The following is a 13,408-nucleotide window of genomic DNA, read 5'->3' as shown; positions in this document are numbered from 1 at the left end:
GACTGTATAATATAACTTAACGCTTATTAAAAGTAAGGAGTGAATAACAATGTCAATGTCTTTTGATCAATATATGAGAGATATGGTTCAACCGATGCGGGATGAACTTACTACACTAGGTATTACGGAGCTTCGTACTCCAGAAGAAGTAGAAGCACATCTTCCTGATCAAAAAGGAACAACACTGGTTGTCGTGAACTCAGTATGCGGATGCGCAGCAGGTCAATGTCGTCCAGGCGTTGCTCAAGCCCTACAAAATGAATTGAAACCGGATCATTTGTATACGGTATTTGCAGGACAAGATAAAGAAGCAACAGCCAAAGCACGCGAATATTTCGCACCGTTCCCACCGTCTTCGCCTTCGATTGCTTTGATGAAAGATGGAGAATTAGTCCACTTTATCGAGCGTCACCAGATTGAAAACAACTCGGCAGAAGATATTGCTTATGCATTGAATGATGCATTTGAAAAATATTGTCTGTAATCTAACCGCATGGTTTATATAAACATCATCAAATGTCCTGCTTTTTTCGGCAAAGCTGAAAATTGCGGGACGTTTGTTTTTTTTCGCTGATATGAATAGAATGGAATGGGTAAACATGTAGTACAGAATAAATAAAGGAGTGGAAATGAAGATGAGTATACAACAGCAAATTATTGATGATTTACGCGTTCAACCAACGATTGAACCGGATGCAGAGATTCGCAAGCGTGTTGATTTTCTCAAATCCTATATTCAAAAATCAGGTACACAAGGTCTACTGATTGCGATTAGTGGTGGAATTGACAGTGCTGTTGCGGCGGGTCTATGCAAACAAGCGACTGATGAACTGAGCGAGTCTACAGGTAAAAAATACATGACACTTGGTGTATACCAACCTTATGGACAACAATCAGATATCGCTGATAGTTATGCAGTTGCTGAAGCATTCAAGCTTGAGCATACTGTCGAAACTGATGTACAAAGTGGTGTAGATGCGATTACAGATCTAGTGAATAAAGTATTGCCTAATATCGATATCCAAGATCCAATCACTCCACAAGCTAAAGGAAATATCAAAGCAAGAACACGTATGGTTACTCAATATGCACTGGCAAATGAATTGAATTTGTTAGTAGTCGGAACCGATCATGCTTCTGAAGCAATCACAGGTTTTTTCACTAAATATGGTGATGGCGCTGTAGATATTACGCCGCTAAGTACACTAAACAAACGTCAAGTTCGTCAGTTAGCTACACATATGGCTGTTCCACAATCTATTCTGGATAAAGCTCCTTCTGCTGGATTATGGGAAGATCAGACAGATGAAGACGAATTAGGTATTACGTATAACGATAACAGTGACTATCTAGAAGGCAAAACAATAGATCCAGTAGCAGCAGAGCGTCTTGAAAGTTATTACAAACGCACTGCACACAAACGTGATCCGATTCCAGGTATCTAAATCACTATCGGTACATTATCAAGCCCGAACATAATTACGAATTTTTTTATACACACGAAAAACAGCGTTCTTTTAACCGTAGCAAAAGGTTGAAAGAGCGCTGTTTATATTTTGATTTATTATAGAAATACAGATGTTTCATATAGATTAATCCAAACGACTACCGATCACGCTACGAATAAATGTACTGCTTGCTTCGATGGCTTGATCCAGTTGAGGAGAAGAATCAACAAAAGGATGAACCGTATTAAACATATGGTTGCCACCTTCAATAGCAACATAATTAATCGAAGGATTGGCATTCAACAAAGCTTGTGATCCTTCAAGAAGATGCGGATGATCTTCTGTGCCTTGCACAAGCATAATCGGCAAAGCCGCTTCAGTGATACGATGAAGTAGATCGTATTGTTCACGATGTTGCTCGATATCGTCAATAATGCTACGATCCAGTGGCATCTGTTGACCTGTGCGTGCATTCGTAATATAGCTTCTGCCGGTCGTCACCATTTCTTTTTTCTGTTCAGTAGTGAACAGGCTAGGTAGATCGCTAATCCCATTCCATGATAATACACCTGCAATCTGATCTGGATGATCCAGTGCATGAATAAGGCTGGTTCCACCTCCACGACTATGCCCTAGCACAAATAGTGGTAATTCTTGATATTCAGGTTGTTCTTTTATATAATTCGTCACGTTCGATAAATCTTCCAGTTCAAAACCATACGTATTATGAGCAAATAATTCAAGCTCGGTAAATTCTTCTGGCTGTTCGCCAATACCGTTATGTGAAAAGTTAAATGTAATCACATCGCCGATACTGCTTAATTGCTGAGCAACATAAGGGAACATACCCCAATCTTTGAATCCTTTATACCCATGAGCGATGATTATGACTGCTCGTACTTCATGTTTAGCAGGGTAGCGAGTACAACGAATGACTGCCCCGTCTGCTCCGGGGATTGTAAATGAATTAGACATCATCATTACCTCCTTCTAAATACTACTTACCCAAAGTGCTTGATACTCAAAGCGCGACCTCTATAGATTAAAAATGATTGATATTCGCAAAATATCTTACAGTAGTGCTTGGCAGTCAAAGTGTGAGCAATGGTACAATAGAAGTATGCGAAATTAGAATGTGCAGGAGGTACGTATTTTGATTTATGGTATAGGACACGATGTTCTTGAAATCAAACGGGTGACTACGATCATGAATGGCTCACACGGGCAAAGATTTATCGATCGTATTCTCACACCGGCTGAACGTGAGATTGCTCAGACCAAAGGAGCCAAATTATATGAATTTGTAGCTGGTCGGTTTGCTCTTAAAGAAGCTATTTCTAAAGCATTCGGCTGTGGAATTGGCGCAATATTGAGTTTTATTGATATCGAGATTGTACCGGATGCTTCAGGCAAGCCTACTGTAACCTTATCAGCTCAAGCATGGGAGCGATTAGGATTGCAATACCAAGCTGAATATTACCAGATGCATGTAAGTATTTCTCATCAGACAGAACTTGCTTCTGCGTTTGCGGTGATTGAAAAAATAGAATTTATACATTAAATAATATATTGCATCAGATGAACAACACGATTCTACATCATATCCGGTCGAAAAGATATTCGATCACTGAAGGAGAGTATTATGTCTAATCTAGCATTACAGCAAGAAGCCAAAACGTATTTTAGTCGTGAATTGTTAGTATGGTACGACGAGCATAAGCGTGATTTACCATGGAGACGAAGCCGTAACCCTTACCATATCTGGATATCTGAAATTATGTTACAACAGACGCGTGTCGATACAGTTATTCCTTATTTTACTCGCTTTGTTGAAAAATTCCCTACAGTAGAAGCATTAGCAACTGCACCGGAAGAAGAAGTGCTCAAAAGCTGGGAAGGACTCGGTTATTACTCGCGTGCACGCAATCTACAAGCAGCAGCGCAACAAGTAGTAGAGCGTCATGAAGGCATTGTACCGAATACACCAGAAGAAATATCTGCACTCAAAGGAATAGGGCCTTATACAGCAGGTGCAGTACTTAGTATTGCTTACGGTGTGCCTGTTCCAGCAGTTGATGGAAATGTAATGCGTGTATTATCGAGATATTTCTGCTTGGAAGATGATATTGCCAAAGGGCCAACCAGAGTCAAAATGGAAGTGTTAGCCAAAGAGTTAATTCCACGTGGACGTGCTTCTGATTTCAATCAGGCATTAATGGAACTTGGAGCGATGGTCTGCACACCCAAATCACCTGGCTGTCTGACCTGTCCGGTTATGAAGCATTGCGAAGGTCGAATGAATGGGATGGAACTTATTTTGCCGATCAAAACCAAATCCAAACCACCACGTCCTGAACATCGTTTGCTCGCTCTGATCGAAGGTACAGGCGAACGTGCAGGTCAGGTATTGATTCGCCAGCGCCCGGCTACCGGATTACTTGCACGGATGTGGGAGTTGCCTCATATTCTTGCTGACGATTCCAAAAAAGCAGGTGCAGGTGCAAATTTGCCAGATGCAGAAGCGATGAAGCGTTTGACTAATGGTATTCATAATGAAGGCGTAGATATTCAGCCGTTAGAACCATGGATTACCGAAGAGCATACATTTAGCCATATCCATTGGACGATGCGTGTATTCCGCTGTCATGAAGCTGGAGTGCAGGCTACAGGGCAATATTCACAAGATACAGAGAATGATACAAGTTCTATGACACAGCCGTTAGAAGCGTCTCAAGGAGCTTTGAAAGATATCGATCCATTGGAATATGAACAAGCCACATTAGAACTCAAATTATCAGGTTCTACACCGGGTAGCTTACAGAAGATCAAAGAACAACTTCAACTGGATGATACATTGATTGTAGAGCATCAAGATGCAGTTGCTGAACATCCTGAAGTGTATCAAGCGGTTCCAAGTACGCTAGTTGGCGAAGCTTTTGCTTACGATTATCGCTGGATTACAGCAGAAGATATGAAAAATTATGCTTTTCCTAATCTATTCCTCAAAATTCTGCAACAGCATTTTGCCAAGTAAAAAAAGGAGCGGTATAGTCATGATATCGTTAGAGGAAAGTGAACAATCGTTAACCGAGCAAGAATGGCAGACTTTTGCTCAAAAGATAGAATATCCGTTACCCGATTCATTCAAAGACTTTTATCTACAACATAATGGCGGTTATTTAGAAACGTTATTTATAGATGGGGAAGAATACGCTCCGTTGATTCATGGATTTATGCCGATTACACATGGTTCACTAACGATTGAGCAATCGATGATCGATATGCAGTATGCGTGGGATATATTGCAGGAAGTCTGTATTCCATTTGCTTCGGATCCTGGAGGAAATAGCTTTTTGTTACGAATAGTGCCTCAACACTATGGAGAAGTTGTTGTCTGGCTAGAGGAAGAGGAATCGATTATCCCATGCCGAGATTCATTTACCGATTTGCTAGACGATCTGCCTTATTATTAAGCTAGATGAGTGGAATGCTCTATAAGACAATCCATATAACAACGAGAAGATAGCGTACAATAGGAGTGGCTATATGTACGCTATTTTTGTTGTGAATAGAATAGCAATAAATTGAAAGTTTTATCATGAGTGATCTTTTATAGTAAAAAGACATCTCTCTATCAAAGAGTAAAAAGTAGAAAAAGAAATACATAGTGCTCAGAGAGATAAGTGATATTTTGGAGAAGGATGGAGGCGCAAGATTATGAATCCTAAAGAGTTAGGTGCTTTACTGTTATTGGGTGCACTATGGGGAGCATCTTTTTTATTTATTCGTGTAGCGGCTCCTGTATTAGGACCGATCTGGCTTATTGATCTACGGGTATTGATTGCAGGGATCGTATTGCTAATCTATGCACTAATAGTACGCAAACTTCCTCATTTCAAAAGCCAGTGGAAATCATATCTGCTGTTAGGCTTACTGAATGCATTGATTCCATTTGTCTTGATCGCGTATTCAGCGATTCATCTCAATGCGTCATTAACAGCGATCTTGAATGCAACTACACCTTTATTTACAGCAATTGTTGCTCGCTTTTGGCTCGGTGAATTGTTATCAGTTCGCAAAGTAATCGGTATTCTAGTTGGGCTTGCAGGTGTATGTATTCTGATGGGTTGGAGTTCAGTTCCATTTACTGTAGAAGTCTGGTTATCTATTGGAGCTTCGCTAATGGCGGCTTTATTTTATGGTATCGGTGGAGTCTATACCAAGCGTACTTTTACCGGTACACCTCCGCTTGCTTTATCAATTGGACAGCAATTGAGTGCAGGGCTTATTTTGATTCCGTTTAGCGTAGTTAGTGTACCGACAGCGCCTATTTCTTTGACCGTGATACTAGCGGTATTAGGATTGGCGGTATTATCAACTTCGATAGGATATTTATTATACTTTTATCTAGTAGAACGTGTAGGCCCGACCAAAACGGTGAGTGTGACGTTCTTAGTGCCATTATTCGGTATTTTATGGGGCGTATTGTTATTAAATGAACAGATAACAGTAGGAACGATTGTAGGATTGCTGGTAATTTTAGCAGGTATTATTTTAATGAACGGTATTCAAAAGCAGAAAAAAATCATATAAATCAAAAAAGACCTCATTGATTAATACTAATCAAGAGGTCTTTTTTTGAAATGCTTATATTGTCAAAAGATAAATTCTTATTTTGCAGCAGCGTAACGTTTGTTAACTGCATCCCAGTTGATTACATTCCAGAAAGCTGCAATGTAGTCAGGGCGTTTGTTTTGATATTTAAGGTAGTATGCATGTTCCCATACATCAATACCAAGCAATGGAGTAGCACCTTCCATAACCGGGCTATCTTGGTTAGGAGTACTTGTTACTGCCAATTTGCCATCTTTAACAACTAGCCAAGCCCAACCGCTACCAAAACGAGTAGTTGCTGCTTTAGCGAAGTCTTCTTTGAATTTCTCAAAGCCACCTAGTTCGCTATCGATTGCTGCTGCGATATCACCAGTAGGTGCGCCGCCAGCGTCAGGTCCGATAATTTCCCAGAAAAGACTGTGGTTGTAGTGTCCGCCACCGTGGTTACGAACTGCTGTACGAATACCTTCAGGTACGCTGTCCAGGTTGCTGATCAATTCTTCCAAGCTTTTGCCTTGCAATTCAGGAGCACTTTCCAAAGCGGTATTCAGACTAGTTACATATGTGTTGTGATGACGGTCATGGTGAATCATCATCGTTTGTTCGTCGATGTGTGGTTCCAGAGCGTTGTTAGGGTACGGTAATGCTGGTAATTCGAATGCCATTGTAAAATACCTCCCAGAATTTAGAATTCAGAAACGAAAGATAGCAGATAGAATAAGAAAAAATAATTCAACTTACTGATCACTGCTAAAAACCGTTCCCTATGTAAATAAACATATTACACTCTTTATTAAACCGTATATTTTTGATTAAATCAACTTTTATGTTTAGAAAGTTGATGTGGCGCGGGTTGAGAGCGATTTATTTTATTTTGCTAACCTACAATCATGATCTATAAAAGAGTCGAAAATACACGAAATATGACAAAAAGTATAGTTAGGTTGCTTAGGTAGTGGTATACTAGATCTTGTGCTGCATATAACTTGAATTTGAGAGATAATAATTTGTATGAATATTTATAAGTGTTTATCTATAAATATGTTTGTATATCCTTTGATTACCAAATTATGTTTAAGTTGGAATCGATAGGCGAAATACAGAGTAATTAAGCGCTTTCAAAAGAAAAATGGTGTAATCTGGCGAAAAATGTGGTTTAATTATCGGTGAGGTTATATTCTGCACATTTTTGCAGTTTTTTGTTGTCTTTTGGTCTATTTGCATTATTAGGATTTTATACAATCCTTTACTGTTGGACGCATCGCTTCTATAAGCGAGTGTGCTTCTTTTTGTTTTTTTATAAGGGTGTACTTAATCAAGCTGATGAAAAGGGAGTTTGGAGTATGAATGTTCGTTCCTTTAAATTAAGTGATTTGAGTCTCGTTACAGAACTTTTGAAGGTAGCTTTATCTGAAGAATGTTACGAGAACACGATGGGACCATTCGCCACACAATTATCATGGGATTCCGAGCTAATCGTAGTAGCGGAACAAGGCGAAGAAATTGTAGGTCTGTTAATCGGTACAATCGATCGGAATTTTGGTTGTTATTACCGCATCGCTGTACATCCTGATGTTAGACGCAGAGGTGTAGGTACAGCACTTGTCAAAGCTATGGAACAACGTTTTGAGCAACGCAATGTCAGTGGAATTATGGTCGCTGGCGATGAGCACAACAATGCTGTATTACCACTTTACGAAGCAATGGGATATGGAGAAAATAAAGTCCTGAAGACTTTTGACAAACTCAGTATCGTTGCTGTTCATGCGTAAAGCTTAGAGAGAAGAATTTTATGTAATATCCACATATGAGCACATCTTGCCCTCCGAAACACGGATGGGAATAAAGATGTGCTTTTCTATATTTAGGGAAAATGTAAGGTATAATAAACATAGAACAAGATAAGATTTTAAATGAGGTGTATTATGTATTGGCGGGAATGGCTCAAGACGATGGTCTGGGCATTAATCATACTCGGAATGTTAAATATGTGGGTATTCAATATTTCAACAGTCAAAGGACAATCGATGCAACCTACACTTGTTCAGCAAGAACGGTTGTTTATCAATAAATTTATTTATAAATTTCATCCACCTGCGCGTGGAGATGTGATTATTTTGCATGATCCGGTACTCAGTGCACAGCCTACATCGAAATTATTAGTGAAACGAGTAATAGCGATCGGTGGAGATCGTATTGAGATACGTAATCATGAAGTCTATATCAATCAGATCAAGCAACAGGAGCCTTATATTGATACAGTCATAGGCGATGTAGATCTGGCACCTATTATTGTGCCGGAAGGGCAATATTATGTCATGGGCGATAATCGTCATCAAGGAATGAGCAAAGACAGTCGTATTTTTGGTACGATATCATTGAAGCAAATTGTCGGGCGGGCAGACTTTATTATATGGCCATTATCCAAAACGGCATTGTTATAGAGAGTATTAGAGGAGGTGACAGTGTATGACGCAGCAAGAAGTATTACAACAATCAACAACTAGATGGGAACAGCTCAAGCTTGAAATCAAGCAGGCTGCGCCATCGCTGGGCATAGATGATGTAGGCTTTACGACAGCCGATCCTTTTTTGTATCTAAAAGGAGTTCTGGAAGAGCATCGTCGTAAAGGGCATGAATCTGGATTTGAAGAACCGGATATCGAGAAACGCATTAACCCTAGCTTAGCATTAGATGGAGCGAAGTCAATTATAGCGATCTCTGTCACATACCATTCCAAAATGGAAAATCCACCAAAGTCAGAACCCGGAAAATATCGAGGTATTATGGCACGTTCGGCTTGGGGAAAAGATTACCATTATGTGCTTCGTGATCGGATGCAGCGGTTAGAAGATTTTATTCGTGAAAAAGTACCAGAAGCTCGCATCGAAAGTATGGTGGATACCGGTGTGCTATCAGATCGAGCAGTCGCTCAGCGAGCAGGGATCGGCTTTTACGGTAAAAATTGTGCAGTGATCTCGCCTACATTAGGCTCATGGATATTCCTCGGTGATATGATTACCGATATTCCTTTTCCACCGGATACCCCGGTAACCGAAGATTGTGGTACATGTACCAAATGTATCGATGCTTGTCCAACAGGAGCACTGGTGGGGCCCGGACAATTGAACTCACAAATTTGCGTTTCTTTTTTAACACAGACCAAAGGAATGTTGTCGGATGAACATATGCGCAAAATCGGCAATCGATTGTACGGATGTGATACTTGTCAGATCGTTTGTCCCAAAAATAAAGGCAAGAACTGGAATCATCAAGAAGAACTTCGTCCTGATCCAGAAAAAGCCAAACCGTTATTATTACCGATGCTTGATCTGAGCAATCGTGAATTCAAAGAACAATTTGGCGATACTTCAGCCGCATGGCGTGGCAAAAAGCCGATTCAACGGAATGTTGTAATTGCACTTGGTAATTTCCGTGACAAATCATCTGTTCCCAAATTAACAGAATTACTGCATCGTGATCCTAGACCGGAGCTTAGAGGAACTATCGCATGGGCACTCAGCCGAATTGGTGGCGAAGATGCGTTACAAGCTGTTACTCATGCGCTAACCAAAGAAGTAGACCCGGAAGTGACAGAACGTTTGCTTACTGCTAAAGAAATATTGGAAGGAGAGATGGTCTAGTGTTGTCTTTATACTACGATGAAATTCAAGCGCCTACAGGTGTAATTACGATCACTACATCACTAAAAGGGATCTGTCGTTTAGATTTTAAATCTTATGCCGATAATAAAGATAAGATGAAAGTCTGGGCAAATCGTTGGTATGGAGAACATCAGTATATTCACTCGCCTTTTCATTTACAGACAGCAGTTGAGCAATTGAACGAATATTTCGCTGAAAAGCGACAGGTGTTTGATCTGTCGTTTGATTTACAAGGTACAGCGTTTCAACGTTCAGTATGGGAAGGATTGTTAACTATCCCTTATGGAAAGGTTGTTTCTTATAAATGGATAGCAGAACAGATTGGTCATCCTACAGCAGTGCGAGCAGTAGGCGGAGCTAACAATCGCAATCCGATCCCGCTGATTATTCCATGTCATCGTGTGATTGGAATGAACGGACAAATGGTCGGCTATGGTAGTGGTCTGCCACTTAAAGAATGGTTGCTCAGTCTGGAAGGATATCATATTGAACCTGTACTATTCTAATGAAATAGAGCTCATATCCTAATATCGGTAAAGGAGACTTCCCATGAGGTACGTAAACATCGATAAAGTAGAGACAGGGCAATATTTAGGGAAAGCGATCTATTCAGGCAATGGAGCGATTCTGTTGTCTGCCGGCGTACAACTGACCGTCTATATGATCAATACGCTCAATCGTATCGGAGTCACCATGTTGTATATTCAAGATGAGAACTTTGCAGATGTAGAAATGGAAGAAGTACTCAGTGAAGCAACCAAACAGATGATGATTCGTGAAATGAGTGATACGTTCGATGCTGTTCGTTCTGGCAAAGAATGGAGCCCTAACAAAGTTAGATTTAGTATAGAACAATTGCTTGAAGATATTACCGGGATGCGTGAAGTCCAGATTCAATTAACCGATATCAAAACACGTGATAATGTGCAGTATGTTCATGCGATGAATGTCTGTCTATTGTCAGCAATGATCGGGATGAATATGGGATTGAATCAGCATCAATTGAAAGATTTGGCAACAGGAGCGCTATTGCATGATGTAGGCAAATTTTCCAATCTAGCTGAAGATGATCTGAATATCGATTCTAAAAATCATCATACCTGGCGCGGATTTGAATGGATTAAAACCAAACGGGAATTCAATCTGATGATCGCTCATATTGCACTTCAACATCATGAACGAATCGATGGTACAGGCAAGCCACGTGGACTGAATGAAGAAGAGATTCATATGTATGCTCGAATCGTAGCGACAGCAAATATATATGATAATCTGATCACATCCAAAGAAAACGGCGGGCAGGGATTGCTACCACATCAAGCATGTGAAGAAATGATGGCTCAATCTGATCGGATGTTGGATCATGATGTGCTAGTCGAATTTACGCGTATTATCTCGGTGTATCCTAATGGTACAGGTGTCCGCTTATCCAATAAAGAAACCGGTGTGATTGTAAGACAGCATCGCGGATTACCGGGTCGTCCGGTTGTACGCATTGTTAGTGGTAGTGGCGGCGATCTAGATGTGAAAGAAATTGATCTAGCCAATGCTACAACAACATTTATTGAAGCTGTAATGATGTAGCAAATAACGATTGAAAATGTTTGCTAAGCCGATAACGGAAATGTTATGATAAATGCTGTTCCTGCCTTTTATGGTAAAGGGAGTAGTGTACCCTTTGAGAAGGAACTTTACACTATAATTCATCTACAGGGGTGGCAGTTATGACGTGGTTAAACTGGGTCATTCCAATCGTGACTTTAATTGTCGGTCTGATTGGCGGCTTTTTTATTGGTGCATATTATTTGCGCAAACAGATGGAAAAAATGCAAAACGATCCAGCAGCTTTGCAAAAAATGGCGAAGCAAATGGGTTACAACCTGAATGGTAAGCAGATGCAACAAGCACAACAAATGATGAAAAACAATACACAAGGTGGCAAAGCGCCTAAAGCTAAAATGCCTCCTATGGGTCGCGGCAATACAGGTAAACGTAGAAGATAGTAAGTCGTATCACAGGGATTAGGTCCATAAAGACCTTGTAATGGAAAAAGGAGGTCACTATGGCTGGTATCAAAGATTATACCAATCTTGAAGTCGGTGAGAACCGCGCACAGATTGAAGACCATATCCGTCAGATTTTGAAATTGATCGGAGAAGATACAGAGCGTGAAGGGTTGCTGGATACACCTGCACGTGTCACTCGTATGTATGAAGAAATTTTTGCCGGTTATAGCGTAGATCCTAGAGAAGCGCTTGGTGTGACTTTTAACGAAAATCATGAAGAAATGGTTATCGTAAAAGACATTGTGTACTACAGCCAATGCGAACATCATATGGCTCCTTTTTTCGGCAAAGTTCATATTGGTTATGTGCCAAGTGGCAAGATCGCTGGCTTGAGCAAATTCGCTCGTCTGGTCGAAGCAGTAAGTCGTCGTCTCCAAGTACAAGAACGTATTACTTCGCAAATCGCTGATATATTGGTTGAAGTACTTGACCCTACAGGCGTTATGGTTGTGGTTGAAGGCGAACATCTATGCATGTGTGCACGAGGTGTCAAAAAGCCGGGCAGCAAAACAATCACTTCCGCAGTTCGTGGTGGATTCCGTACAGACGCTCCATTACGTGCTGAGTTTTTATCGTTGATTAAAGACTAAATGATCATTCAAAAATGGTGGGGATTATGCCAAATGGCATCGTTCCTGCCATTTTTTTATGTGGAGAGCATACATAAACTGTTATAATATAATCATCAGGATCGACGAAATGAAGCGGAGGAATTATGGTGTCAGCAGAAAATCATCATCGGCTTGCTATCCCTACATTAGTAGATCGCCCGATAGGTTTAGAACATGCCGTATGGGTAGAGCGACCATTGGTAGAGCAAGGAGAGTCAATATTAGCACCGTTAGCATGGGAAGAATTGATGTGTCGTCAAGTGGGACAAGGGCATGCTCCTGTAGTTCATATCTGGAGACATACCGATGGAATGGCGATCGGTCTACGGGATCGGCGATTGACCTATGCGAACCAAGCGATGGAGCAATTTCGTCAAAAAGGGACATCCGTCTGTGTACGTCCTTCCGGTGGAGCGGCTGTGCCACTACATCCAGGGATTGTGAATTTATCAATTATTTTGCCTAATCCGAAGCGTGATATTAGTATTCATCGTGATTTTCGCTTTATGGCGGATTGGATCAGCAGAGCAGTTGATCCATGGAACGATCAATCGTATGTAGGTGAGATTGAAGGTGCTTTTTGCCCGGGAGATTATGATGTTAGTATTGCTGGACGCAAATTCTGCGGAATTGCTCAGCGTAGACAAGCCAAAGCATATATTATTACGGCTTTTATTATTGTAGAAGGTAGTGGAGACGAATTATCTGCGGGTATTCGAAGCTTTTATGATCAGGCAGTTGGAGAGCAAGATAAAGGATATCCTCTAGTACAGCAAGGTACGATGGGAAGTCTGGCTGAATTAGCACAAGTACCGGATGTGGCATCGTATACAAAGCAATTACAATATATATTAAGTGAAGGTCAGTCGATTCAGACGATAGATGAAGATGATTTATTTACCAAAGAAGAGATTCAGCAGATGGAAGCTTACTTGATAGAGAGATATGATAACTAATCAAAGATAGTACAATCGCAAACAAGCAACAGGTTGGACTAGAAAAG

General features: G+C 40.6%; 14 protein-coding genes and 1 pseudogene. 13 read left to right on the top strand and 2 right to left on the bottom strand.

Features of this window, described 5'->3' with window-relative positions:
* Positions 1-49 precede the first annotated feature (49 nt).
* Positions 50-484: a BrxA/BrxB family bacilliredoxin gene (locus QCD85_RS14680; protein WP_069329441.1), complete on the top strand. Its 435-nt coding sequence runs from the start codon at positions 50-52 to the stop codon at positions 482-484.
* 151 nt (positions 485-635) lie between these two features.
* Positions 636-1,445, top strand: a complete 810-nt coding sequence (gene nadE / locus QCD85_RS14675) for an ammonia-dependent NAD(+) synthetase (protein ID WP_301263073.1) — start codon at positions 636-638, stop codon at positions 1,443-1,445.
* Positions 1,446-1,592: 147 nt separating this feature from the next.
* On the opposite strand, the gene QCD85_RS14670 is transcribed toward nadE, so the two are convergent.
* Positions 1,593-2,423: an alpha/beta hydrolase family protein gene (locus tag QCD85_RS14670; protein ID WP_273614765.1), complete on the bottom strand. Its 831-nt coding sequence runs from the start codon at positions 2,421-2,423 to the stop codon at positions 1,593-1,595.
* Between the two features lie 178 nt (positions 2,424-2,601).
* On the opposite strand from QCD85_RS14670, the gene acpS reads away from it, so the two are divergent.
* From acpS to QCD85_RS14650, 4 genes are all read left to right on the top strand, one after another.
* Positions 2,602-3,009 carry a holo-ACP synthase gene (gene acpS / locus QCD85_RS14665; RefSeq protein WP_274171053.1) on the top strand — a complete coding sequence of 136 codons (408 nt, stop codon included), beginning with the start codon at positions 2,602-2,604 and terminating at the stop codon, positions 3,007-3,009.
* An 81-nt stretch (positions 3,010-3,090) separates the two neighbouring features.
* A complete protein-coding gene (gene mutY, locus QCD85_RS14660) occupies positions 3,091-4,482 on the top strand; it encodes an A/G-specific adenine glycosylase (RefSeq protein WP_301263072.1) in 1,392 nt (463 codons plus the stop codon).
* Positions 4,483-4,501: 19 nt separating this feature from the next.
* A complete protein-coding gene (locus QCD85_RS14655; protein WP_301263071.1) occupies positions 4,502-4,921 on the top strand; it encodes an SMI1/KNR4 family protein in 420 nt (139 codons plus the stop codon).
* A gap of 244 nt (positions 4,922-5,165) precedes the next feature.
* Complete coding sequence (locus QCD85_RS14650; RefSeq protein ID WP_301263070.1) at positions 5,166-6,041, top strand: DMT family transporter; 876 nt, start codon at positions 5,166-5,168, stop codon at positions 6,039-6,041.
* Between the two features lie 77 nt (positions 6,042-6,118).
* Here QCD85_RS14650 and QCD85_RS14645 read toward each other — a convergent pair whose 3' ends face one another.
* Positions 6,119-6,727, bottom strand: coding sequence for a superoxide dismutase (locus QCD85_RS14645; protein WP_273614770.1), 609 nt, complete (start codon positions 6,725-6,727; stop codon positions 6,119-6,121).
* A gap of 678 nt (positions 6,728-7,405) precedes the next feature.
* On the opposite strand from QCD85_RS14645, the gene QCD85_RS14640 reads away from it, so the two are divergent.
* From QCD85_RS14640 to QCD85_RS14610, 7 genes and pseudogenes are all read left to right on the top strand, one after another.
* Positions 7,406-7,834, top strand: coding sequence for a GNAT family N-acetyltransferase (locus QCD85_RS14640; RefSeq protein WP_273614771.1), 429 nt, complete (start codon positions 7,406-7,408; stop codon positions 7,832-7,834).
* Between the two features lie 153 nt (positions 7,835-7,987).
* Positions 7,988-8,506 carry a signal peptidase I gene (gene lepB, locus QCD85_RS14635; protein ID WP_301263069.1) on the top strand — a complete coding sequence of 173 codons (519 nt, stop codon included), beginning with the start codon at positions 7,988-7,990 and terminating at the stop codon, positions 8,504-8,506.
* A gap of 25 nt (positions 8,507-8,531) precedes the next feature.
* Positions 8,532-10,234 (top strand): annotated as a pseudogene (gene queG, locus QCD85_RS14630) (tRNA epoxyqueuosine(34) reductase QueG).
* 43 nt (positions 10,235-10,277) lie between these two features.
* Positions 10,278-11,312: an HD-GYP domain-containing protein gene (locus QCD85_RS14625; RefSeq protein WP_301263068.1), complete on the top strand. Its 1,035-nt coding sequence runs from the start codon at positions 10,278-10,280 to the stop codon at positions 11,310-11,312.
* A gap of 140 nt (positions 11,313-11,452) precedes the next feature.
* The gene (locus QCD85_RS14620; RefSeq protein ID WP_204826593.1) at positions 11,453-11,731 is read left to right on the top strand and encodes a YneF family protein; all 279 of its coding nucleotides are present in this window, start codon (positions 11,453-11,455) and stop codon (positions 11,729-11,731) included.
* A 59-nt stretch (positions 11,732-11,790) separates the two neighbouring features.
* Positions 11,791-12,384 carry a GTP cyclohydrolase I FolE gene (gene folE, locus QCD85_RS14615; protein ID WP_273614774.1) on the top strand — a complete coding sequence of 198 codons (594 nt, stop codon included), beginning with the start codon at positions 11,791-11,793 and terminating at the stop codon, positions 12,382-12,384.
* Positions 12,385-12,509: 125 nt separating this feature from the next.
* Positions 12,510-13,361, top strand: a complete 852-nt coding sequence (locus QCD85_RS14610) for a lipoate--protein ligase family protein (protein ID WP_441005628.1) — start codon at positions 12,510-12,512, stop codon at positions 13,359-13,361.
* The last annotated feature ends 47 nt before the right edge of the window (positions 13,362-13,408 follow it).

This window comes from Paenibacillus sp. PsM32, from assembly GCF_030433815.1.
Classification (GTDB): Bacteria; Bacillota; Bacilli; order Paenibacillales; family Paenibacillaceae; genus Saccharibacillus; species Saccharibacillus kyungheensis.
Note: the sequence above shows the minus strand (reverse complement) of the source record. Positions and strands in the feature narration are given on the sequence as shown.

What these genes read in the sequence shown, in the direction of transcription:
- QCD85_RS14680 (WP_069329441.1), top strand. Translation starts at nt 50, where the DNA reads ATGTCAATGTCTTTTGATCAATATATGAGAGATATGGTTCAACCGATG.
- nadE (WP_301263073.1), top strand. Translation starts at nt 636, where the DNA reads ATGAGTATACAACAGCAAATTATTGATGATTTACGCGTTCAACCAACG.
- QCD85_RS14670 (WP_273614765.1), bottom strand. Translation starts at nt 2,423, where the DNA reads ATGTCTAATTCATTTACAATCCCCGGAGCAGACGGGGCAGTCATTCGT.
- mutY (WP_301263072.1), top strand. Translation starts at nt 3,091, where the DNA reads ATGTCTAATCTAGCATTACAGCAAGAAGCCAAAACGTATTTTAGTCGT.
- QCD85_RS14655 (WP_301263071.1), top strand. Translation starts at nt 4,502, where the DNA reads ATGATATCGTTAGAGGAAAGTGAACAATCGTTAACCGAGCAAGAATGG.
- QCD85_RS14650 (WP_301263070.1), top strand. Translation starts at nt 5,166, where the DNA reads ATGAATCCTAAAGAGTTAGGTGCTTTACTGTTATTGGGTGCACTATGG.
- QCD85_RS14645 (WP_273614770.1), bottom strand. Translation starts at nt 6,727, where the DNA reads ATGGCATTCGAATTACCAGCATTACCGTACCCTAACAACGCTCTGGAA.
- QCD85_RS14640 (WP_273614771.1), top strand. Translation starts at nt 7,406, where the DNA reads ATGAATGTTCGTTCCTTTAAATTAAGTGATTTGAGTCTCGTTACAGAA.
- lepB (WP_301263069.1), top strand. Translation starts at nt 7,988, where the DNA reads ATGTATTGGCGGGAATGGCTCAAGACGATGGTCTGGGCATTAATCATA.
- QCD85_RS14625 (WP_301263068.1), top strand. Translation starts at nt 10,278, where the DNA reads ATGAGGTACGTAAACATCGATAAAGTAGAGACAGGGCAATATTTAGGG.
- QCD85_RS14620 (WP_204826593.1), top strand. Translation starts at nt 11,453, where the DNA reads ATGACGTGGTTAAACTGGGTCATTCCAATCGTGACTTTAATTGTCGGT.
- folE (WP_273614774.1), top strand. Translation starts at nt 11,791, where the DNA reads ATGGCTGGTATCAAAGATTATACCAATCTTGAAGTCGGTGAGAACCGC.
- QCD85_RS14610 (WP_441005628.1), top strand. Translation starts at nt 12,510, where the DNA reads ATGGTGTCAGCAGAAAATCATCATCGGCTTGCTATCCCTACATTAGTA.